Here is a 22240-nt window from a genome sequence, read left to right as displayed (position 1 = left end):
CTTAAAAACTTAAAAACTTAAAAACTTAAAAACTTAAAAACTTAAAAACTTAAAAACTTAAAAACTTAAAAACTTAAAAACTTAAAAACTTAAAAACTTAAAAACTTAAAAACTTAAAAACTTAAAAACTTAAAACCTAAGAACCTAAGAACCTAAGAACCTAAGAACCTAAGAATCTGAGTGAATGGTTAAAGTGACCTAGAGTTTATGGTTTTTCAACTTAAAGAATTACTCAATAAGGAATAATCGAGTTTATATTTTATACAGTTGTATTTAAATATTAGAGCTAAAAACTGCGGAATAAAATGGCTGAAATTAGATGGAAATAGCCAAAACTAGAGGTGCAAGACTTAAGTCTAATGCTTATTTTTCACTCTAATTTCTCATTTTTTAAGAAATAATATTTTTCCTATAATTTTATAAATGATTAAATATTAGTGACTTATAGTTTGTAGGTTTGTTTATAATACGACTTTGATCTATATATTTTTTTAAAAAATACTGAAAATTACTTGAGGATATTGGATTAATTTTACAACTCAATCTAATCTGTATTCATCGTAATGAAGTGTACTAAATCTGAACAAAAATCATTATTCAGATTCTAATGCTTCAATTGATGAAATCCTAATATTATTACAGGAAAATATCATGACTACATACCAAACAGCGATTGATGCAATCCGCGAATTAAAAGCAAAATTCGGAAGCACTTGGGCAGACATCAGTCCTGAAGATGCTGCGCGTATGCAATTACAAAACCGTTTCAAAACTGGTTTAGACATTGCTAAATACACAGCTGCAATTATGCGTCGTGATATGGCTGCTTATGATGCTGATTCAAGCAAATACACTCAATCATTAGGTTGCTGGCACGGTTTTATCGCACAACAAAAAATGATTGCGAACAAAAAATACTTCGGTACAACTGAACGTCGCTACATCTACCTTTCTGGTTGGATGGTTGCTGCGCTTCGTTCAGAATTCGGTCCACTTCCTGACCAATCTATGCACGAAAAAACTTCAGTTCCTGCATTAATCGAAGAAATTTACACTTTCTTACGTCAAGCTGATGCGAAAGAACTAAACGACTTGTTCCGTGCGCTTAAAAAAGCTCAAGAAGCTGGCGATACTGCTAAAGCTGCTGAAATTACTGCTCAAATCGACGGTTTCCAAACTCACGTTGTGCCAATTATTGCGGACATCGATGCTGGTTTCGGTAACGAAGAGGCGACTTACTTACTTGCTAAGAAAATGATCGAAGCTGGTGCTTGTGCGCTTCAAATCGAAAACCAAGTATCTGACGCGAAACAATGTGGTCACCAAGCTGGTAAAGTAACTGTTCCACACGAAGACTTCATTGCTAAAATCCATGCATTACGTTATGCATTCTTAGAAATGGGTCTTGATGACGGTATCATCGTTGCGCGTACTGACTCTGAAGGCGCTGACTTGACTCAAAAAATCCCAGTGGTTAAAGAGCCAGGCGACATCGCTTCTCAATACATCAGCTACTTAGAAACAACTGAAATTGACATTGCTGATGCTCAAGAAGATGAAATCTTGATCAAACGTAATGGTAAATTACACCGTCCTAAGCGTTTAGCTTCTGGTTTATATCAGTTCCGTGCTGACACTCAAATTGACCGTGTTGTACTTGACTGTGTATCTAGCCTTCAAAACGGTGCTGACCTTCTTTGGATCGAAACTGCAACGCCAAACGTTGAAGAAATCGCTCACATGGTTAACCGTGTACGTGAAACAGTTCCAAATGCGAAGCTTGTTTACAACAACAGCCCGTCATTCAACTGGACGTTAAACTTCCGTCAACAAGCTTACGACCGTTGGGTTGCTGAAGGTAAAGACGTTTCTGCTTACGACCGTGCTAAATTAATGAGCGCTGAGTACGATGCTACTGAATTAGCTGCTGATGCAGACGCTAAGATCCGTACATTCCAAGCAGATGCTGCTCGTGAAGCGGGTGTGTTCCATCACTTGATCACACTTCCTACTTACCATACTGCTGCGCTTTCTACTCATGAGCTTGCACAAGGTTACTTCGGTACTGAAGGCATGTTGGCTTATGTTGCTGGCGTACAACGTAAAGAAATCCGTGGTGGTATCGCTTGTGTTAAACACCAAGCAATGGCGGGTTCTGACATCGGTGATGATCACAAAGAAATCTTCTCTGGTGACAACGCTCTTAAAGCACATGATGATGCTAAAAATACAATGAACCAATTCGCTGCTCACTAAGCCTTGAATTGATTCGAAGAAAACCCTGCGAAAGCAGGGTTTTTTAATGGAAAAATTTTGATGAAAAATGAAAGCTTCTTTAGTTGATGGTTTTCTTCAAAATATAATGCTCAAACAAGTTTCCTTCAATTTTTTTTCCTTCCTGATCAAGTGCGTAAAGTTGATTTTTTGCAACAAAGTATTTGCGTTGATCTCCATGCTGATCCAACGTGATTATGCTACCCGTATGACCAAAACTAAACTTCCCAGCAGATTTAAATGGATTATCGTCACCTTTGCCTAAATAGATTTCGGTTATGGTATAGGTAGAGTCGGCATTTAATACCAGTTGAGTTTTAATGCCTTCACAGTCAGCACAAGGCAGCGTGCCTTGATAATCACCAGCCCAGTCTAAAGAATTTTGAGCATTATGTGCAGAATCAATTTCGGCTGAAGAGGCAACTTGAGTTTCAGTTGTTGCTGTGTTTAATTCTACGTTTTGAGTGGGTTTGGAGCAGGCGGCTAAAGCACAACAACATAGCAGTGTAACAATCAGGGTTTTATTCATCATTCTCTTCCTTGAATTATCATGAATTAAATATTTAATTGATTTTATGACCAAAAGGTAAAATAAATTATTTTATAAATCAGTAAAATATCGAAAATGTAAAACAGCGTAGTGTTGTGTAATCTAATGAATTTAAGTTTTATTCATTTCACTCATTCGTTATAAGCGCTATCCAGTTTTGGTTAAAAGATATTGTCTTACAAATCAAATGTAAGGTGTTACCTAGCGAGCATTGCGCCATAGATAAGAATTAATGACATATTTATCTGTATTTTTTATAGTTTGATGTTTAAAAAATTGCATGATGAAAATCATCAAATTAATCGCAAAATTGCAGTAAATGCTTTGTAATAAACAATTTATACATCTATATATTGATAGGGTGTTTTTTAAGCGCACGGTACTTTTTTTATTCAAATAGACTGGTAGAATTCGCTGTCTTTTTTTGTTGATTTTGGTGTTGCTGTGTTTGAAAAGTTGGCTGAACAATCTTTGGCATTGATGGGGTGGAAGACAGATAATCAATGGCCTGAGCATTTAGATCAATGTGTCATGATTGCTGCACCGCACACCAGTAATTGGGATGCACTTTACGCACGTTTGGCTTTGAAAGCCCTTGGTGTTAATGTGCGTCTGACGATCAAAGACAGTTATATGAAATTACCTTTTGGTCCTTTTGTACGAGCAATGGGTGGAATTGGAATTAATCGTCATCCTAAAAATGAAGGTGAGGCTCGACCAAGTATGGTGGAGTTAATGACTGATTTATTTAAAACGCATCCTAAATTAGTGATGCTGGTTACACCAGAAGGCACGCGTTCAAAACAGGAACAATGGAAAACGGGCTTTTATCATGTAGCGGTCAATGCGGGTGTACCGATTGCGTTGGCCTATATGGATTATGAAAAAAAAGAAGCGGGTGTCGGTAAGATTGTTTACCCAACAGGTAATTATGAGCAGGACATGCAAGAAATTATGCAATTCTATGCCAGTATTCAGCCTAAGTTTCCAGAAAAATTCAGTATTGATACCCGTTATTTGAATCAATAAGATGCATAATTAATGTCAATTTAGCTTTCAAGCGAGGCAGTTAGACACTGTCCTCGCTTTTTTATGCCTGAAAATCTTATTGGCTTAATCCCCCAAGTGACTGACAAGCTTCTTTATAATGTTCATATTCTACTGAGATGACATCGGGTAGTGGTTCATGAAACAGAATGTCGCCATCTTTATAGCTTTGAACATACGCTTCAACTTTTTGTCTGGAGTTTCCTAATGCGTGTTCATAATAATTAATGATGGGACTGTGCATCATTTGGCTAGATTCAATATTGTGGCATTGAAAATGTTCGAGTAATTTTTCAGCTTGTTTTATTTCTTTGCTGGTGCCGAAAGCGCAACCTGTGAACAGCAGAGCACAAGTAATGAAGGAAAGGCGTAACATGAGGAATGGTGTGTTATAAAAGTGCTCAGCATTCTACGTGCCAATTAAATGATATAAAATCTTTTTAATGTATAGATTTGATTCTTTGCCCGTAAAGTAAACAGTGGTGCAGTAAAACCAAAAAAGAAAAATTCAAATTATCGTATTTGAATGGTCAGTAGAATTCTAAAGCAGTAAGATAGTGCAGAATCAATTGCTGGTCCAAATCATGAAAATTGTGGCTGATGAAAATCTTGCTTTTACCGACTATTTTTTTGCAGAATTTGGTGCAATCCAACATGTCCCAGGTCGGAATTTAAGTCATTCTGATGTTGTAGATGCTGATGCACTCTTGGTTCGTTCTGTAACTAAGGTTAATTCAACATTACTACAAAATACAGCACTTCGTTATGTGGGTAGCGCTACAATTGGTACCGATCATCTGGATATTCAAGCCTTAAATGCTGCGGGCATTGCTTGGTCGAATGCTGCGGGCTGTAATGCTCAAGCGGTCGCAGAATATGTGATTACTGCACTTTTACATTTAAAACCTGAGCTAATTTCTGCCGAGCAGAACTTTTGCTTGGGGATAGTTGGATTAGGCAATGTCGGTTCTCGCTTAGCAACTATGGCTCAGCTATTGGGTTGGCAGGTGATTGCCTATGATCCTTTTGTGCAAAGAGATCATGTCACGCAAGTGGATTTTACACAGTTATTACAACAAGCCGATGCAATTTCTATTCACGTACCTTTGACCAAATCAGGTCAACATCCAACCTATCATTTATTTAATGCGACAACTTTGGCTCAAATGAAGCCGAATGCCCTATTGATTAATTCGGCACGTGGACCTGTGATAGCCGAAGCTGATTTAATGCAAGATATTCGAAAAACCAATCGTACAGTGGTATTAGATGTCTTTGAGCATGAACCAGAAATTTCATCTGAACTATTACAGCTTTTGGCGTTGGCGACACCACATATTGCAGGTTATAGCTTAGAAGGCAAGGCACGTGGTACACAGATGATTTATGAGGCGTTTTGTCAGGTCTTTGCTCAAGCTGCTACAAAACGTTTTGAAACACAACTTCCGAATTGTGAACAATATTTTGCTCAAAACGATTTTAAAACCGTATTAACTCAATATTTAAACCAGATTTATGACATTCCTCAAGATGATGCCAATTTAAGAGCGTGTGTAAAGCAAGGTAAAGTCGAACAGCAAGCATTTGATACTTTAAGAAAAAACTATCCGCTTCGACGTGAGTGGGCAGCACATGGAGGACCACAGGCGTGAGTCAAGTTCATTATCAGCCCACCTGTGATTTAGCGGCAATGCAAGCACGCGCCAAAATGTATGCACAAATTCGACAGTTTTTTGCTGAGCGTCAAGTTTTAGAAGTTGAAACCCCAATTTTATCGCAAGCTGGGGTAACCGATGTGCATTTGGCTTCGGTGCAGGCACAGCGCCATGTACAAGGTAAACTTGCAACACATTATTTGCAGACTTCGCCAGAATTTGCTATGAAACGTTTATTGGCAACGGGCAGTGGGCCAATTTATCAAATTTGTAAGGTTTTCCGTGACGATGAGCATGGGCGTAAGCACAACAGCGAATTTAGTATGTTGGAGTGGTATCGTCCGCATTTTAGTTTGAAAGATTTAATGTTTGAAGTTACCGATTTATTAAATGTGACTTTGGCGCAGCGTTTTGGCGAAATCCGTCCGACCATTTTAAGTTATAAACATGCGTTTATGGACCGTTTGGAGTTGAATCCTTTACAGGCTAGCTTGAAAGAACTGAAAGATTGTTGTCAACGCGTCGGTTTAAATCTGGATTTAGGCGATGATCGACTTGGATATATTGATTTACTGTTTTCACATTTTGTAGAGCCTAGTTTAGGTTTTGACACGGCTGTATTTTTGACAGACTTCCCACCTGAATTGGCATCTTTGGCAAAAACCAAGCAAGATGACGATGGCGAGCTTGTTGCAGCGCGTTTTGAACTGTATATCGAAGGTTTGGAATTGGCCAATGCTTATGATGAATTGATTGATGCTGAGGTGCTTCGTCAACGTTTTGAGGCTGACAATCAAGAGCGTGAGCAGTTGGGCTTACATGTGATGCCTATTGATGAATATCTATTAGCTGCTTTGCCAAATATGTCAGAATGTGCAGGGATTGCTTTAGGCTTAGATCGTTTGTTGATGGTGGCGACTGAAAAAATGCGTTTGGAACAGGTGATTACTTTCCCAGCGCAGATTTCATAATCATAAATTACTTTGAAAATTCAAAGCCCTTGATTTATTACGATCAAGGGCTTTTTGATTATTCGGGCTTATTTGTCACTGCATGCTGTGATTTATAAGCTTCCAAAGCCTGAATACGACGTTGAATCAACATTTCACCAATTTCAGAGCCTTGAACATTCTCAGGTAAATCTTGTGCTTTAATTGTGCGCACAATTTCCATCGCATCACGGATATAGATGGCTTGTGGATAGTCACGATCTTCTAGTCCAAGACGTCCGCGCGCATCACACTCGCAAGCCTGTATGAAGGCTTCAACTCGTTCTGGGCGGCGTAGTACATCAAGACGTTGGAGAAGACGCCAGAGTGTTCCAGGCTTTAAAGCAAACGCTTGATGACACTTTAAGTGCTCTTTACAGACGGCTAAGGCCAATTGTTTGGTTTGAGTCGGTACTTTTAATCGATCACAGACTTGAGTCACGGGTTGAATCCCACGCTCTTCATGCATGATATGCCGAGGTAATTCATGCTCAGGGGTGAGGGCTTTACCCAAATCATGCACCAAAACGGCAAAGCGTACATCCAGTGAATAATTGGCTTTACAGGCTTGATGGAGAGACATGAGTGTATGAACACCGCAGTCAATTTCGGGATGATATTCAGGACGTTGAGGAATGCCGAAGAGTGCATCAATTTCAGGAAATAAAACTTTTAAAGCCCCACAAGCTTCTAAAACCTCAAAATAGACATCTGCATGAGGTTCCATTAGCGCACGTGAAGTTTCTTTCCAGACGCGTTCAGGCGTAAGTGCATTTAATTCACCTGATTCAGCGAGTTGACGCATTAAATCAAGCGTTTCTGTGGCAATACTAAACCCTAAAGGTTTATAACGTGCAGCAAAGCGGGCTACACGCAATACCCGAAGTGGATCTTCCACAAATGCATCGGAAACATGGCGGAGTATTTTGTGGGCTAAATCTTGTTGACCTTGATAGGGATCGTAGATTTTCCCAGCTTCATCCATCGCTATCGCATTAATGGTTAAGTCGCGGCGAATTAAATCATCTTCAAGGGTCACACTAACATCGGTAAAGAACTCAAAACCATGATAACCCTGTCCTGACTTACGCTCAGTACGGGCTAAAGCATATTCTTCTTTTGATTCTGGGTGTAGAAAAACGGGAAAATCTTTGCCTACAGGCTGATAGCCAAGTGCCAGTAATTGCTCTGGAGTAGCGCCAACAACAACATAATCTTTTTCGTGATAGGGGTGTCCGAGTAAGTGATCTCGTACTGCACCGCCTACTAAATAAACTTGCATGAAAAAACCTCTATTCTTCAAGCAATCATGCTACAGAATAGAGGTTTTCTCAAGTCAATAACTTGAGCTTTTTACTAAAGATTAAAGCGCTTCAGTTTCAGCTTGCTGAATTTCAGCCACAGTTAATGCTGTCATATTGACTAAACGACGTGTTGTAGTCGTTGGAGTAAGAATATGAACAGGTTTCGCTGCACCTAATAAAATAGGACCAATAGTCACATTGTTACCAGAAGTTGATTTCAATAGGTTGAATGAAATGTTGGCAGCATCTAAGTTCGGCATAATTAACAAGTTAGCAGAACCTTTGAAACGTGAGTTCGGGAAGGCAAAGTGACGAATGGTTTCGTCCATTGCTGCATCACCGTGCATTTCACCTTCAACTTCAAGTTCAGGTGCAATTTCGCTCAAGATTTCAAATACTTTACGCATTTTTTGTGCGCTTGGGTCATTTTGGTCTGAACCGAAACTAGAGTGCGAAAGTAGAGCAACGCGTGGAGTAATACCAAAACGACGCACTTCTTCAGCCGCTAAAATGGTCATTTCAGCCAACTGTTCAGCTGTTGGATTGGTATTTACATAAGTGTCCGCAATGAACAAGTTGCGATCTTCAAGCATTAATGCATTTAGGGTAAAGAAGTTGGTACGACCTTCTTTCAAGCCAATCACATTTTTTACGAAATCTAAATGAATGTCATAGCTTGAATATGTACCACACAGCATACCATCCGCCAGACCATGTTTAACCAACATACCCGCGATTAAGGTAGAACGACGACGTGCTTCACGATGTGCGTATTCAGGTGTTACCCCTTTACGTTGCATGATGTCGTAATAGTCTTCAGCAAATTTTTCGTAGTTCGGGTTTTGCTCTTGGTCAACAATTTCAATGTTTACGCCATGTTCTAAGCGTAAACCTAATTTCTTAATGTTGGCTTCGATCACCGCAGTACGACCCACCAAAATTGGTTTCGCCATACCTTCATCTACTGCAATTTGTACAGCACGTAATACGCGGAGGTCTTCACCTTCTGCATAAGCAATACGTTTAGGATCAGTTTTTGCCTGAGCGAAGATTGGTTTCATAATGAATGCAGAGTTATAAACAAACTCAGACAAACGTTGACGATACGCAGAGAAATCTTCGATTGGGCGTGTTGCAACACCAGAATCCATTGCTGCTTGTGCAACTGCTGGTGCAATTTCAAGAATCAGACGTTGATCAAGAGGGCGTGGAATTAAATAGTCACGACCAAAAGATGCAGATTTTTCACCATAGGTTGCAGCATCTGCTTCAATGTGTGCCATACGCGCAATTGCATATACACAAGCAATTTTCATTTCTTCATTAATGGTTGTTGCACCTACATCGAGTGCACCACGGAAGATATATGGGAAGCAAAGCGCGTTGTTCACTTGGTTCGGATAGTCTGAACGACCTGTTGCCATGATTACATCATTACGAACTTCATGTGCATGTTCAGGTAAAATTTCTGGATCTGGGTTAGCAAGGGCAAAAATAATAGGATCTTTTGCCATAACCTTAACCATTTCTTTGGTTAAGATACCGGCCGCTGAAAGACCAAGGAACATATCTGCATTTGCAATCACGTCAGCCAGCTGTGTACCGTCAATGTCTTGTACATAGCGTTTTTTCGAGTCATCTAGACCTTCGCGCTTAGTTGTGAGTAGACCACGTGAGTCAGCAACGATAATGTTTTCTTTCTTTGCACCAATTGCGCAAAGTAAGTCTAAACATGAAAGAGCAGCTGCACCTGCACCAGAAGCGACAATTTTGATTTCTTCAATTTTCTTGCCATTTAACTGAAGTGCATTCAGTAAAGCAGAACCTACAATGATTGAAGTACCGTGTTGGTCATCATGGAACACAGGAATATTCATGCGTTCGCGAAGTTTACGCTCAATGTAGAAACATTCAGGCGCTTTAATGTCTTCGAGGTTAATCCCGCCAAAAGTTGGTTCTAACGCTGCAACAATATCAACGATTTTGTCTGGATCATTTTCAGCGATTTCGATGTCGAAGACATCAACACCAGCAAATTTTTTGAACAGGACGCCTTTACCTTCCATTACTGGTTTTGACGCTAATGGACCGATGTTACCTAGTCCAAGTACTGCGGTACCATTACTGACAACGGCAACAAGGTTACCACGTGCAGTATATAGGGCGGCAGTTGAAGGGTCGCGTTCAATCTCTAAACAAGGCGCAGCCACACCTGGGGAGTAAGCAAGTGCTAAGTCGTGTTGGTTGACCAGCTGCTTGCTAGGTGTAACACTGATTTTACCTGGGGTTGGAAACTCGTGATAATACAAAGCTTGCTGTTTTAATGATTGATCGTCCATCTGAATCTCGTTTGTTACTGAGTGGTCCAGCTTATGCTGGTGGTTTTGCTGAATTTGCTCGAATATACCATTACTTGTCTTTTAAGCACAGTCGAACACGCTTCTTTTTTACACAAACTTAGACCTCAAGCCTATTGACTTAGACTAAGAAGGGATAAGTTTGTGTAATTGTAAGTATTCAGTCGCATTTTTTTCAGAGAGCGGTTTTGAAAAAAGATAACCTTGAGCAATGTCGCATTGTAGTTTTTCGAGATAACAGAGCTGCTGTTCAGTTTCAATCCCTTCTGCGACGACAATCAATCCCATTGCTTTACCCATGGCAACCATGGCACTAATAATGGCATCTTGTTTACCATCTCCAATGTTGGCAATGAAGGCGCGATCTATTTTTAGAATATCGATTGGGAAGTCTGCCAGATAGGCAAGAGAGGAATAACCTGTACCAAAATCGTCTAGGGCAATATTAATATGACGTTGTTTAATTTGATCCAATAATATTTTGACAGTTTTTGAGTTTTCAATTAGCGAAGATTCAGTAATTTCAAGTTCTAAACTTTCACCTGAAATTTGATAGGTTGCAATCGCTTCGTCTAAATCAGAAAGCAGTTGTCCACGTTGTAACTGTTGTGCAACAACATTGACGGATACACAAATATTTGTAAAACCAATCGAATTCCAATGGCTAATTTGTTTAGCCGTCTTACAAATGACGATTCTGCCAATATCTGAAATTAAACTGGTTTTTTCTGCCATTGGAATGAACAGTGCAGGAGGAATAATGCCTTTTGTTGGATGATTCCAGCGTATAAGGGCCTCAAAACCATAAACATGTTGATCTTTAAAGTCGATTTTGGGTTGATAGTAAACCACCAGCTCATCATTGCGAATAGCTTGGCGTAAGTCACGCTCTAAATAAATACCTTGTTCAAGCAATGCTGTGTTATCACTCGAGTAATATTTCATGGTATGACCACCCAAACGTTTGGCCTCAGTTAAGGCTTGCTCGGCACAACTATTTAAATAATCGAGTTGTCGACCATGTTCAGGGTAGAATGAAATCCCCATGGAAACTGTAATAATATGGTCCTGTCCAAAAATATCAAATGGTTCAGCAAAAGCGTCTTGAATACGCTCACAATGCTGTTGAATTGATGGGCGGATATGAGAAATCTCATACACAATTGCAAAGTCATCGCCATTTAAATGTGCCAAGAACAATGCATCTGTATTGGTTAAGCGTAAACGTTGAGCGACTTGCCTTAATAGTTCATCACCACCATTATTGCTTAAATATTCATTGAGGGGGCGGAATCGGTCAATATTGAGTCGAATCACAGCGAGCTGTTGAATTGAGTCTTGATGCGATACTAAATATTGATGTAGTTGATAATTATAATAAAAACGGTTTGGCAAGTCCGTTAAAGTGTCATAATTTTCAAGATAGGATAAACGTTGTTCTTGAAGTTTACGTTCTGTCAGATCGGACACAATGCCAATATAGTTGATGACACGATTATGTTCGTCGTGTATCGCATTAATATGTAGCCAAAAGGTCAGCTCTTTGCCCGTGCTGAATTTTTCAGTGAGTTCACCATCATATTCACCTGTACGTGCTAATTGCTCCAAAATAGCCTGATGGTTTTGTTGCTGTACGGATTTAAGGTTTGAGGTGATTGCGAAAAGATGCTGTCCTAAGCAGAGGTCTTTATTAAAGCCTGTGATCTTTTCATAAAAAGGATTTACATTGACATAATGCAAATGTTTATCGAGGATAAAAATACCTTCAGCCGCTTGTTCTAAGACGCTTGCAGCCAGTTTTAGACGCTCTTGATCGGTGCGTTCCTGATGAATGTCGCGTTGTATGCCCACCATGCGCAAAGGCTTTTTATTGCTTGGATCTCGTTCAATTACACGTCCAATATCGTGCACCCAAGTCCATTCACCATTGGATTGCTGTACACGATAGGTGGCTTCATAGCGATCAGTCTCGGCACGGAGATGCTGTTTTAACGCTGCTTTGAAGCAGGATAAATCATCTGGATGAATGATGTTTTGTAGCTGAATACTGTGTTCTTTTGAATGTTTACGTTTTTTCTGTTGTTGATAGTTACTGACTGATATATGACGTTCTTTAATATTCCAGTCCCAAGGTTTTAAACCTGCAATTTCATGTGCAAGATCAAAGTTTTGTTGCTGGTTTTCTAGATCACGATTCATTTGCTCAATATCAAAAGTACGTTCTTTAATTTTTTGCTCTAATTGCTGGTTATTTTGCTGTAGTTGTAATTCAATTTCTTTGGATTTGTTCATTTCATTTTGCAGTTGTTCACATAATTCTTCAGTCCGAGTCACTTGTTGCTCAGCATTTTTAATGAGTTGACCATTGCGCAAATATAAAGCAGATAAGCGTTTATGGATTCGTACAGTCGAGTTAGCACACAATAAAATGACGATGAGAACAAAGTTCACGGTTAGATGAAATAATTGGTTAATTTGGTCAGTAAGAATAAATTGAGATATAAAGTAAGGAATAATAGACGGAATGAAAATTAGACAAAAATAATCAAGGCGTTGGGTTAGGAAGGTCAGCGCTAATGTTTGAGTCACGATTAACAGTAAGGCAGATAATGTTAAAGCGTGAACAGGTTCAAAACTTGGATTGACCAGAGGTAAATGGTAATAAATAAGACTAATCCCAGTTGCAATGAGTATACCGATACCTATGCAGAGAAACTGCACCCAGTGATGCGCTTGGGAAATAGAGTATTGTTCAAATTTGAATCGAGTTGCGGTCAGTAACCAAAAACTGCCAACGATGAACTCTGTGACCAAGAACCAAGCATTGAAATAGATGGAAAAGTGTGAAAAATTAAACTGATAAACGCAATAAACATATAAAAAAATAATGAGAATACTGGCCAAAAATAATTGGATATGCCTTATGGAGTTATGAATTTGCGCAGCGCGTAACTGCGGTTTAAGATTCGCATCTAAAAAATCGGGCATAATATTCATAACCTTATTTTTGTTTTGTTCTAGATACTGTAGAGGTTATACGTTCCATTCATCTGCTTAGTCGTTTAATAAAATCACAAAATATTGCATCACTTTTAGATTAATCAGGTTATTCATAAATATCAATCTTATCCATCCGTATTTTCATCTTTTTGGAAAAACTATGGTCTAACATTGTAATTTAAGATGGATAATGCAACCACAGGGGCCGTTTCGGTACGTAATACTCGCTCGCCGATACACCAGTTGACAAAACCTGCGTTATTCGCAGCTTGAATTTCTGCTTCACTTAAACCGCCTTCAGGCCCGATCAGCAGTGCAATATTTGATTTGGCATTGTTCAAAGGATTTGTCTCATCCTTATTGGGTGCGAGCACAAGTTTAGTCTCTGCTCGTTCAGATTCAAGCCATTTCTCTAAACTGAGGGGTGCAAGGATTTTTGGCACAAGGTTCATGCCACATTGTTCGCAAGCGGCAATCGCAATACCTTGCCAATGGTCTAACTTTTTTTGGTCACGGTCGTATTTTAAACGCATTTCACAACGTTCAGAGGTCAACAATTGAATTTCGGATACACCCAGTTCAACCGCTTTTTGAATCGCATAATCCATACGGTCACCTTTACTCATGACTTGACCAAGTAAAGTACGAATAGCTGGAGTGCGATTGGTTGGGTTAAAAGCAGTGACCTGAACCGATGCTGACTTTTTGGCAACGTCACTCAAGGTCACTTCGTATTCGCCGCCTTGTCCATTAAACAAAGTCGCTGTTTCACCGATTTGAGCGCGTAAAACTTTTACCCAGTGGTGAAACACAGTTTCAGTCAGTTCGACAGTGTGATCAACATTGAGTTCTGCTTCCATAAAAAAACGAGGCATTCGGTTTTACTCTCAAATAGGGTGAATCTAGTTTAAATACTTATGCTAAACCGAGGTCTAGTACAAGCTGACGGGTAGGATCAGTCGTGTTCATGGTGTAGAAGTGCAAACTTGGTGCACCACCTGCAATCAGGCGTTCACAAAGTTTGACTACAACTTCATGGCCGAAAGCTTTAATGCTGGCACTATCATCACCATAGGTAGCCAGTTGCTTGCGAATCCAACGTGGAATCTCAGCACCTGTACCATCTGCAAAGCGAATCAAGTTGCTGGCATTGGTAATTGGCATAATGCCTGGGGCTACAGGAATGTTCACGCCTTGTTTTTGAATGCGATCGACAAAGTAGAAGTAGGCATCTGGATTAAAGAAGAATTGGGTTAAACCAGCGTTAGCACCTGCATTGGCTTTGTCGCAAAAACGTTGAATGTCTAAGTCAAAGCTTTCTGCTTGTGGATGCATTTCAGGGTACGCAGCAACTTCAATATGGAAATGGTCACCAGAATGTTCACGAATAAAGCGAACCAAATCCGTTGCATAAGGTAATTCGCCTAGACCAACCTGACCTGAAGGTAGGTCACCACGCAGCGCCACAATACGGTCAATGCCTTGTGCTTTATAAATATCGAGTAATTCAGCGATACGGGCTTTGTCATCACCAATACAAGATAGGTGAGGGGCAACAGGTGTACCTTTACCATTAAATTCAGCAATCGCTGCTAAGGTGCGTTCACGGGTTGAACCGCCTGCACCATAAGTAATTGAGAAGAACTCAGGGTTTAGTAGCTGTAATTCTTGGTGTACGACTTTTAGTTTTTCTGCGCCCGCATCCGTTTTGGTCGGAAAAAACTCAAAAGAAATGGGAATATTTTTGCTCATTTCGAATCCTTGTTATAAACATTTAAATAATTCACCCATTTTGAAAAATTAAGAATGTGTATATCAATTGAAGTGTTAAATGTTTTATTCAAAAAATCTCCCCTAACCCCTCTTTGAAAAGAAGGGATGGTCGCAGATTTAATCTGCACTAAATTCACGACACCTCCCTTTTTAAAAGGGAGGTTGGGAGGGATTATTATTTAAAAGCAATGCATTCAAATGTGTAATCATTCATCATTTCAATTCAGTATGAGTGAATTAAAAACTTAGTATTTATAAGTATCCGACTTGAATGGGCCTTCAACCGCTACACCTAAGTAATCTGCTTGTACTTGAGTCAAAGTTGTTAACACACCGCCAAAGCCTGCAACCATTGCCGCAGCAACTTCTTCATCTAATTTCTTAGGAAGTAGTTCTACACGAATCGCCGCTTGTTTTTTGTCTTCAGGAAGATCTGCAAATTTTTCAGCGAATAAGTGCATTTGACCTAAAACTTGGTTAGCAAAAGAACCATCCATAACACGTGATGGGTGACCAGTTGCGTTACCAAGGTTTACTAAACGACCTTCAGAAAGCAGGATTAAGTAATCGCTGTCATTTTCAGAACGATACACTTGGTGTACTTGTGGCTTCACTTCAACCCACTTGTAACCACGTAAGTAGTTGGTGTCGATTTCAGTGTCAAAGTGACCGATATTACATACAACAGCGCCTGCTTTTAATGTATCTAACATTGCAGCGTCACATACGTGGTAGTTACCCGTTGTCGTTACGATCAAGTCAGTGTTTTGAAGAAGGTCAAGGTTGATGTCTTCTTTTTTACCTGTTTGAACGCCGTTTTTGTACGGAGCAACAACTTCGTAACCGTCCATACATGCTTGCATTGCACAGATTGGATCAACTTCAGTTACACGTACAATCATGCCTTCTTGACGAAGAGATTGAGCAGAACCTTTACCTACGTCACCGTAACCGATTACAAGTGCACGACGGCCAGATAAAAGCATATCTGTACCACGTTTAATCGCATCGTTTAGTGAGTGGCGGCAACCGTATTTGTTGTCGTTTTTAGATTTGGTGACAGAGTCGTTGACGTTGATTGCAGGAACTTTAAGAGAACCGTCTTTCCACATTTCAAGTAGACGTTGAACACCTGTGGTGGTTTCTTCAGTAATACCGTGAATTTTTGCTAAAACAGTTGGATATTTTTCATGAACAAGAGCAGTTAAGTCACCGCCATCATCCAAAATCATGTTGGCATCCCAAGGTGTGCCATTTACATTGATTTGTTGCTCTAAGCACCATACATATTCTTCTTCTGTTTCACCTTTCCAAGCAAATACAGGTACGCCAGAAGCAGCAATTGCAGCAGCAGCATGGTCTTGAGTAGAGAAGATGTTACAAGAAGTCCAACGAACTTCTGCGCCCAATTCAACCAATGTTTCAATGAGAACAGCAGTTTGAATGGTCATATGGATACAACCGAGGATTTTTGCGCCCGCAAGTGGTTTTGCAGCTGCATAACGCTTACGTAGACCCATAAGTGCTGGCATTTCTGCTTCAGCAAGTTTAATTTCTTTACGGCCGTAATCAGCAAGTGAAATATCAGCAACTTTGTAATCTGTAAATGAAGCAGTAACCGCGTTCATCTGGATCTCCTAGTTATTAAATAACAATAAAAATAGATTGGATCGTTATGTTCGCGGATGCCGTTGTTAATCAAAACCAGTATTTCACAGAAATTTTGACCGAATTGTCGAGCCTAGCGATTTCACATTACTGTTTTTGAAAATCAGCCTGTGAAAAAGTCGCAGCACCCCTCGACTAGCCGGCTATTGTACTTGGAAAAAGCTAAAATTTAAAGATTATCGATCGAGTTTAATTTGCTAGTGAATAATGATTCGGATAAATTCCAGCCAAAATTAGTTACCTCACATATCTGGTGTATGCCTTTATCATTACTCAATTCAATAATAATATTTTCTTCTAGCAGATACTTAATAGCGGCTTTCCACTTAGCTATAGCTCTAGTATTGTTTGTTCTATAATTGAAATTATTCGCGTCAAAGTCCGCTGTTCCGTCAATATATCTAGAGTAACTAATAATTCCATTACCTTGAATTGCATTCAAAAGTAAAGTTTTAGCTTCCTCAGAAAATAAATGGTTATTGGTAACTTTTATTTCATTTAGTTTGATTACATCTTTTAAATATTTATTATTTTGAATTTGAAGTGATAAATGATCTTTAATCTTTTGTTTAAAGATAGATTGATCATCATAGAATTCTAATAATCCATCTTTAAGCCATATTTGGGTTTGATCTCTTAAAAGTTGTAATTGTTGTAAATCTATATTATCGGGGTAAGGCTTTCTTGAAATATATAACGAAGCTAATTTGTTGTTTTCACAGTGTTTTGAGATTTCCTCTACTGTCCCGCTAACATACTCACCAGTTGGTGAACCTAAGCGAGTCCAGAAAAGACCAATTAAAATATCCGAATCATTAAGAATGCTTTTATTTATAATCTCTTGTGGGCGACTACCCATTTCAGGTGCAACATGAGTTTCCCAACCAATAGGATTCAGCATTACACCAAATTGTTTTGAGTGAATGGCATTCCATTCATAGATTGCATCACGTACAAGTTGTCTTTCTTCTGCAACATCACTTGGTGATGCGATCATTACATTTAAAATTGTTGCTTGATATGCCATATCTAATTTACTGAAATTTGATTATCTATCTTTAATATATCTGAAAATATGGTCATTATTAAAAAATCAAAATAATAATCCTATGTCGTATCAATTTCATTTTGTTTATTATCCGCTTAATTAATTCTTGGAAGTAAGCCAATGGCCTTAAATATTCCAGATTCTTTGCTGAATCTAGAAGCGAATTGTGGCGTATTTGCCGTTTGGATGTTGTTACAGCATCATGGTACACATGTCGATATGAATGAATTGATCAAGTTATGCCGACATGATCGTCAAGATGGCACGTTTACCATTGCACTAGCGGTTGCTTTAAAGAAGATTGGATTTAAGGTCTCTTTTCATACAGACCCCGATCCGAATATTGACCGAACCGAACGACAAAGTTATGCCGAAGCGAAAGCTTTACGTATCCCGATTGAGCCTGCGCTAAGCTATACCCAGATCCAGTCCCAGATTGAGCAGGGTAAAATGGTGATTGTCTACTATGACACATTAGATGAAGTGGGCAACCAGTCCTTGGTATATTCAATCGATGATCAGGAAATTTGCTTCTTTGATAATTTTGAACCCATGCCAGCCTTAGTGTTTGAACAGCAACGTCAAGCAGAAGGTATTTGCCGACAAGCGATGGTGATTGATGATCATGAGGTGAAACTTCAATCGACTACGCTGAACTAAATGATTCGAACTTTGACTTTATCTATTTTGTTAAGATCTAGAATGGATAAAGTCATGCTGTTGAGTAGAGTTGAATATCAAGGGTGAAGCGTAAGATTGATCTGATGATCAATTATTGGCTTACTAATAAAGTATTAAAGAACTAAAACAGAAGAAGGATGAATAAGATGAAATGGGGTTATGGTTTAGGACTCTTGTGTCTGTGCAGTTGGGTCAATGCCAATGACAGTACAGGCTTTGTGGCGACAGGCGGTGTGCAATATCTGAAAAATCCTAAAATCTCCATGCAAAGTGAAGATTTATTTGTGAGTAAAAAGCAGATTCGCGTGGATTATCAATTTAAGAATCTGACAGATCAAGATATTCAAGAAACAGTCTTATTTCCTTTACCTCGTGTCGGAAGTTCACGTGAAAGCGATTTTGCGAATACTGAACATTTGCTGCAAAGTTTTAAAATACAAGCGAATGACAAGAGCATTCAACCACAGCAGCATGTACGGGCTTTTTTACCAACGCTGACCAAGCAAGGTGAAGTGAATTGGGAAACTGACCCTATTGATGTGACCAGTGCTTTAAAGAAATGTGGATTTACTGAACATGATTTGCTGTATCCGTGGAGTATGCAGCAAGACGTTGATTACAGTGGTCGGATGCTTGCCTGTAAAGAACCTCAAGTGCAGCAATTGTTAAAACCTTATCAAGCTGGTGATGAAATCTATTGGGAAGCGCAGGTTATTTATAGTTGGCAGCAAAATTTTAAAGCCAACAGTACTACGCGTATTCAGCATCAATATGCACCATTGGTAGGTGGTTCAGTGTCACTTTATCCAGAAGAAGATGAAAAAACCTACTGTATGGATCAGCACTTTAAAGCGGGACTCGCCAAAGCCAAGGCACAGCACGCGCCCTATCAAGCATTAAGTTATATTTTAACAACAGGGGCAAACTGGGCAAAACCGATAGCCGATTTTAAACTGACTGTAGAGCGAGATGCAGGGGAGTTGGTGTCATTTTGTTGGGACGGAGAAGTCAAAAAAATTAGCTCAACACGTTTTGAAATGAGGAAAAAGAATTTTCTACCAAAACGCGATTTAGACCTTATTTTTGTTCATGTCCACTCGTAAATAGAGGGTATTAAAACAGAAACCCGTTTCAAAAAGAGTTTCTGTTTTTTTATTACTTGAGCTTAACTAGATTGTTGCGCTTTGTCGTTCCATTCATCTGCTTTGGCTTCATCAATTTCAATGCCTAAACCATGTGCATAAATACAAGCCAAGTCGCGCATGGCTTGTACTTCACCCAGCTCTGCGGCTTGTTGTACTAAGGCTACAGATTTGGCAACATCTTTTTCGACCACATCGCCACGACGGTAGAAACCTGCCAGTTCTAAAATAGAAGCCGCATGTTTGACGCTACTGGCTTGCTTGAGCCAATGGTAGGCTTGTTCAAAATAATATTTTGCTTCTTCTGGATCTTCTTCTAGCAGTTCTTTTGCATAAACGGTATAGCCTTCACCCAGCCAGTACATGGCTTCGACATTACCATTTGCAGCCGCTTTCAGCGCCCATTCTTCGGCAAGTTCAATGTGCTGTTCATCTTCACTTTCCATGTATAAAGTGGCAACCTCGAACTGTGCTGCTGCATTACCAGCAATTGCACGATTAATCAGTTCTGCTGAAATAGAAGGAAGTTGAGACATAGAAATTCCAAAGGCAGTCAATTAAAAAAGCCAATCCGAAGATTGGCTCAGTGATTATAGCCTAAAAGCCTTGGCGAAGTGCAGCATTAAAACCACAGCATCGTTGCACTCATGAAACTGAGAATACAAAGAGCAAGTGTAAAGGCTTTGATTTTCTGCTCAAAATAACTCAAAGATACACCAACAAATAAAGCCGCAAAACTGAGGACACCCACCCAGAAACTGAGCATATTGCTGAGTTTTCCTGACAGGATACATATCACTAGACTGAGGGCGAATAGTAGCCATCCTATGATTGTGGCGTAGCGGGTTTGTTTGGCGTTGAGTTCATTGCCAAAAATCTGTTTTTGATGTTTCGACATCGAGCTGGCGAAGGCAATAAAGGCTAAACTACATAATGAGCAAATCAATAAAAAGAACATCATGGTGTTAGCTCCTGTGGTCGAGGAGTTGCTTTGGTTTTTTTGGCAGTTAAACCTTTATGATTTTTGACTTTAAGATAAGCCATACCAAAGAGGAATGCCAAAGCCCATGCCATGAGGTCGAAGCTGGCAATCATCCATTGTCCTTCTGCAATACTGAGCCATAATGGGTGACCACCTGTCAGTGCATTCAAAACAGGCAGCAAAGCAAACATGATGGTCGCGAACCCGAGTAATTCCAACCAAGCCTGACGATGCGTGCGGAAAATGACATAAATGAGGCAACATAACCATGTAATCAAGAAAATATTAATTTCCCAATCTAAACGTGTTTCGAGTTGCACTGGTAATAATCGGTTTGCATAAAAATAACCTGCACAAGCCAAAGGTAAACCAATAATCGCCGTAATATTGGTGACTTCAACTAAGCGATAACCAAAAGATTTATAACCTTGTTTTTGTTGTTGTGGAGCACGTTTGACACACCATAAAATAAGCCCTGTTGCGACCATTAAAGTGCCCAGAATTCCCGAACTGAATAATAACCAACGTAGTGTTAAATCTAGGCCACGTGCTTCATGTAACACAGTCACGACATTATAAATGCCCATTGGAACTGAAGTCCGATAAGGTGAATTCTGCTCTGTCGTGTTGATACCAGTCATTCCATTAAAGGTAAACGTGGGCATGATATTTCGTGCAATGACACTTTCTGCATACAGTGCTTTAATTTCGACATTCGCCGCCGTGGTATTTGGGGCAATAATTTGAATTGAACCAATGGGATTGTTTTGCCACTGCGATGTTGCATAGTTCAGCATTGGAGTGAGATCAGCCAGAGGTGCCGCTTGAGGTTTTACCTCTCTTTTATGACGTCCATGCTCGTCACGTCCTTGTCGTCCAGTCTGTCCAGAAGCATGTTCACGCGAACGTAGTTGAGTTTTCTCTAGATTTTCAGTCGTACTTGAGGACGTCCGAGCATGTTGTTGCATTTCAGTATTTGCTGTGGAATGCTCTGAGCCACGTAATTCTGATGGAGGCTTAGATGGTTGAGTATTGGTCTGTGGACGTAAATCTTTGAGAAATTCTTGACGATCTGCATAAACTTGATTAATTCCCCAAGGCATAAACATGAACATGAGCAGTAATAAACCACTCAAGCTAATCATAATATGAAAGGGAAGTGCGAAGACTGCGGTCGCATTATGCGCATCTAACCAAGAACGTTGACCCTTGCCCGAACGGAAAGTAAAAAAGTCTTTGAAGATTTTTTTGTGAGTAATAATGCCACTCACAATTGCAACCAGCATGAGCATGGTGGCTAATCCTACTAACCAACGAGTCCAAAGTCGTGGTAATCCGTACAGTTCAAAATGGAAACGATAGAGAAAACTGCCACCACGCGTATCACGTGCCTGTAAAACTTCTCCAGTTTGGCTGTCTAAACTGATACGTTCACCACCACGTCGAGCACGCGGATCTTCGCCTTGTTTACGAACCATAATTTCAGTGGTGGTTTGACGAGAATTTGGCAGAGTAATCATCCAACTGCCTGCATGAGGATGGTTCTTTTGCAGATAATTTAACGCAATTTGAGTTTGTTGGATTTGGGTATTATTGGCGACAGATTGGTGTAGTTCTGGCTTCATCCACACGGTAATTTCGTTCTGGAAAAAACTGAGCGTGCCTGTTACAAAAATTGCATATAGCAGCCAGCCTAAAATCAGACTTGCCCATGTGTGTAACCACGACATGGACTGACGAGGGCCTTCAACTTTGTCATCTGGACGCATA

At 39.7% G+C, this 22240-nt stretch carries 18 protein-coding genes; 6 read left to right on the top strand and 12 right to left on the bottom strand.

Annotated elements, in window-relative coordinates; all coding sequences use genetic code 11:
- The first annotated feature begins 651 nt into the window (after nt 1–651).
- The gene (locus E0H94_RS04655) at nt 652–2256 is read left to right on the top strand and encodes an isocitrate lyase (protein ID WP_131325346.1); all 1605 of its coding nucleotides are present in this window, start codon (nt 652–654) and stop codon (nt 2254–2256) included.
- 79 nt (nt 2257–2335) lie between these two features.
- On the opposite strand, the gene E0H94_RS04650 is transcribed toward E0H94_RS04655, so the two are convergent.
- Nucleotides 2336–2803: a copper resistance protein NlpE gene (locus E0H94_RS04650; RefSeq protein ID WP_131325366.1), complete on the bottom strand. Its 468-nt coding sequence runs from the start codon at nt 2801–2803 to the stop codon at nt 2336–2338.
- A gap of 465 nt (nt 2804–3268) precedes the next feature.
- Here E0H94_RS04650 and E0H94_RS04645 point away from each other — a divergent pair, with 465 nt between their 5' ends.
- Nucleotides 3269–3853, top strand: a complete 585-nt coding sequence (locus E0H94_RS04645) for a 1-acyl-sn-glycerol-3-phosphate acyltransferase (RefSeq protein ID WP_131325345.1) — start codon at nt 3269–3271, stop codon at nt 3851–3853.
- A gap of 76 nt (nt 3854–3929) precedes the next feature.
- Here the strand turns inward: E0H94_RS04645 and E0H94_RS04640 are convergent, their stop codons facing one another.
- Nucleotides 3930–4247, bottom strand: coding sequence for a hypothetical protein (locus E0H94_RS04640; RefSeq protein WP_131325344.1), 318 nt, complete (start codon nt 4245–4247; stop codon nt 3930–3932).
- 208 nt (nt 4248–4455) lie between these two features.
- Here E0H94_RS04640 and E0H94_RS04635 point away from each other — a divergent pair, with 208 nt between their 5' ends.
- Together E0H94_RS04635 and epmA are read left to right on the top strand one after the other, a co-directional pair.
- Nucleotides 4456–5523, top strand: coding sequence for a 4-phosphoerythronate dehydrogenase (locus E0H94_RS04635; RefSeq protein WP_131325343.1), 1068 nt, complete (start codon nt 4456–4458; stop codon nt 5521–5523).
- The gene (epmA, locus tag E0H94_RS04630; RefSeq protein WP_131325342.1) at nt 5520–6497 is read left to right on the top strand and encodes an EF-P lysine aminoacylase EpmA; all 978 of its coding nucleotides are present in this window, start codon (nt 5520–5522) and stop codon (nt 6495–6497) included. The genes E0H94_RS04635 and epmA overlap by 4 nt, the downstream gene beginning before the upstream one ends.
- A 58-nt stretch (nt 6498–6555) precedes the next feature.
- On the opposite strand, the gene E0H94_RS04625 is transcribed toward epmA, so the two are convergent.
- From E0H94_RS04625 to E0H94_RS04595, 7 genes are all read right to left on the bottom strand, one after another.
- Nucleotides 6556–7797, bottom strand: a complete 1242-nt coding sequence (locus E0H94_RS04625) for a multifunctional CCA addition/repair protein (RefSeq protein ID WP_131325341.1) — start codon at nt 7795–7797, stop codon at nt 6556–6558.
- 81 nt (nt 7798–7878) lie between these two features.
- Nucleotides 7879–10158 (bottom strand): NADP-dependent malic enzyme, encoded by a 2280-nt coding sequence (locus tag E0H94_RS04620; RefSeq protein WP_131325340.1) that lies wholly within the window; start codon nt 10156–10158, stop codon nt 7879–7881.
- Between the two features lie 144 nt (nt 10159–10302).
- Nucleotides 10303–13164: a putative bifunctional diguanylate cyclase/phosphodiesterase gene (locus tag E0H94_RS04615; protein WP_131325339.1), complete on the bottom strand. Its 2862-nt coding sequence runs from the start codon at nt 13162–13164 to the stop codon at nt 10303–10305.
- Nucleotides 13165–13334: 170 nt separating this feature from the next.
- Nucleotides 13335–14051, bottom strand: a complete 717-nt coding sequence (locus E0H94_RS04610; protein ID WP_131325338.1) for a 16S rRNA (uracil(1498)-N(3))-methyltransferase — start codon at nt 14049–14051, stop codon at nt 13335–13337.
- 40 nt (nt 14052–14091) lie between these two features.
- The gene (gene metF, locus E0H94_RS04605) at nt 14092–14928 is read right to left on the bottom strand and encodes a methylenetetrahydrofolate reductase [NAD(P)H] (RefSeq protein ID WP_131325337.1); all 837 of its coding nucleotides are present in this window, start codon (nt 14926–14928) and stop codon (nt 14092–14094) included.
- Between the two features lie 266 nt (nt 14929–15194).
- Nucleotides 15195–16577 carry an adenosylhomocysteinase gene (gene ahcY, locus E0H94_RS04600; RefSeq protein WP_131325336.1) on the bottom strand — a complete coding sequence of 461 codons (1383 nt, stop codon included), beginning with the start codon at nt 16575–16577 and terminating at the stop codon, nt 15195–15197.
- A gap of 209 nt (nt 16578–16786) precedes the next feature.
- A complete protein-coding gene (locus E0H94_RS04595) occupies nt 16787–17644 on the bottom strand; it encodes a DUF4062 domain-containing protein (protein ID WP_131325335.1) in 858 nt (285 codons plus the stop codon).
- 141 nt (nt 17645–17785) lie between these two features.
- Here E0H94_RS04595 and E0H94_RS04590 point away from each other — a divergent pair, with 141 nt between their 5' ends.
- Both E0H94_RS04590 and E0H94_RS04585 read left to right on the top strand, forming a co-directional pair.
- Nucleotides 17786–18325: a cysteine peptidase family C39 domain-containing protein gene (locus E0H94_RS04590; protein ID WP_131325334.1), complete on the top strand. Its 540-nt coding sequence runs from the start codon at nt 17786–17788 to the stop codon at nt 18323–18325.
- A gap of 167 nt (nt 18326–18492) precedes the next feature.
- Entirely contained in the window at nt 18493–19449 is a 957-nt protein-coding gene (locus E0H94_RS04585) for a DUF4424 family protein (RefSeq protein WP_131325333.1), read from the top strand.
- Between the two features lie 62 nt (nt 19450–19511).
- On the opposite strand, the gene E0H94_RS04580 is transcribed toward E0H94_RS04585, so the two are convergent.
- From E0H94_RS04580 to E0H94_RS04570, 3 genes are all read right to left on the bottom strand, one after another.
- Nucleotides 19512–20024 (bottom strand): tetratricopeptide repeat protein, encoded by a 513-nt coding sequence (locus E0H94_RS04580; protein ID WP_131325332.1) that lies wholly within the window; start codon nt 20022–20024, stop codon nt 19512–19514.
- Nucleotides 20025–20110: 86 nt separating this feature from the next.
- Complete coding sequence (locus E0H94_RS04575) at nt 20111–20449, bottom strand: DUF3325 domain-containing protein (RefSeq protein ID WP_131325331.1); 339 nt, start codon at nt 20447–20449, stop codon at nt 20111–20113.
- On the bottom strand, nt 20446–22239 hold the full coding sequence (locus E0H94_RS04570; protein WP_131325330.1) for a PepSY-associated TM helix domain-containing protein: 1794 nt from the start codon (nt 22237–22239) through the stop codon (nt 20446–20448). The genes E0H94_RS04575 and E0H94_RS04570 overlap by 4 nt, the downstream gene beginning before the upstream one ends.
- Nucleotide 22240: the final 1 nt, after the last annotated feature.

This window comes from Acinetobacter sp. ANC 4173, from assembly GCF_004331255.1.
GTDB lineage: Bacteria > Pseudomonadota > Gammaproteobacteria > Pseudomonadales > Moraxellaceae > Acinetobacter.
Note: the sequence above shows the minus strand (reverse complement) of the source record. Positions and strands in the feature narration are given on the sequence as shown.

Coding starts and splice junctions, on each gene's coding strand:
- E0H94_RS04625 (WP_131325341.1), bottom strand. CDS start 7,797: ATGCAAGTTTATTTAGTAGGCGGTGCAGTACGAGATCACTTACTCGGA.
- E0H94_RS04595 (WP_131325335.1), bottom strand. CDS start 17,644: ATGGCATATCAAGCAACAATTTTAAATGTAATGATCGCATCACCAAGT.
- E0H94_RS04615 (WP_131325339.1), bottom strand. CDS start 13,164: ATGCCCGATTTTTTAGATGCGAATCTTAAACCGCAGTTACGCGCTGCG.
- metF (WP_131325337.1), bottom strand. CDS start 14,928: ATGAGCAAAAATATTCCCATTTCTTTTGAGTTTTTTCCGACCAAAACG.
- E0H94_RS04570 (WP_131325330.1), bottom strand. CDS start 22,239: ATGCGTCCAGATGACAAAGTTGAAGGCCCTCGTCAGTCCATGTCGTGG.
- E0H94_RS04655 (WP_131325346.1), top strand. CDS start 652: ATGACTACATACCAAACAGCGATTGATGCAATCCGCGAATTAAAAGCA.
- E0H94_RS04650 (WP_131325366.1), bottom strand. CDS start 2,803: ATGAATAAAACCCTGATTGTTACACTGCTATGTTGTTGTGCTTTAGCC.
- E0H94_RS04640 (WP_131325344.1), bottom strand. CDS start 4,247: ATGTTACGCCTTTCCTTCATTACTTGTGCTCTGCTGTTCACAGGTTGC.
- E0H94_RS04590 (WP_131325334.1), top strand. CDS start 17,786: ATGGCCTTAAATATTCCAGATTCTTTGCTGAATCTAGAAGCGAATTGT.
- ahcY (WP_131325336.1), bottom strand. CDS start 16,577: ATGAACGCGGTTACTGCTTCATTTACAGATTACAAAGTTGCTGATATT.
- E0H94_RS04620 (WP_131325340.1), bottom strand. CDS start 10,158: ATGGACGATCAATCATTAAAACAGCAAGCTTTGTATTATCACGAGTTT.
- E0H94_RS04610 (WP_131325338.1), bottom strand. CDS start 14,051: ATGCCTCGTTTTTTTATGGAAGCAGAACTCAATGTTGATCACACTGTC.
- E0H94_RS04580 (WP_131325332.1), bottom strand. CDS start 20,024: ATGTCTCAACTTCCTTCTATTTCAGCAGAACTGATTAATCGTGCAATT.
- E0H94_RS04635 (WP_131325343.1), top strand. CDS start 4,456: ATGAAAATTGTGGCTGATGAAAATCTTGCTTTTACCGACTATTTTTTT.
- E0H94_RS04575 (WP_131325331.1), bottom strand. CDS start 20,449: ATGATGTTCTTTTTATTGATTTGCTCATTATGTAGTTTAGCCTTTATT.
- E0H94_RS04585 (WP_131325333.1), top strand. CDS start 18,493: ATGAAATGGGGTTATGGTTTAGGACTCTTGTGTCTGTGCAGTTGGGTC.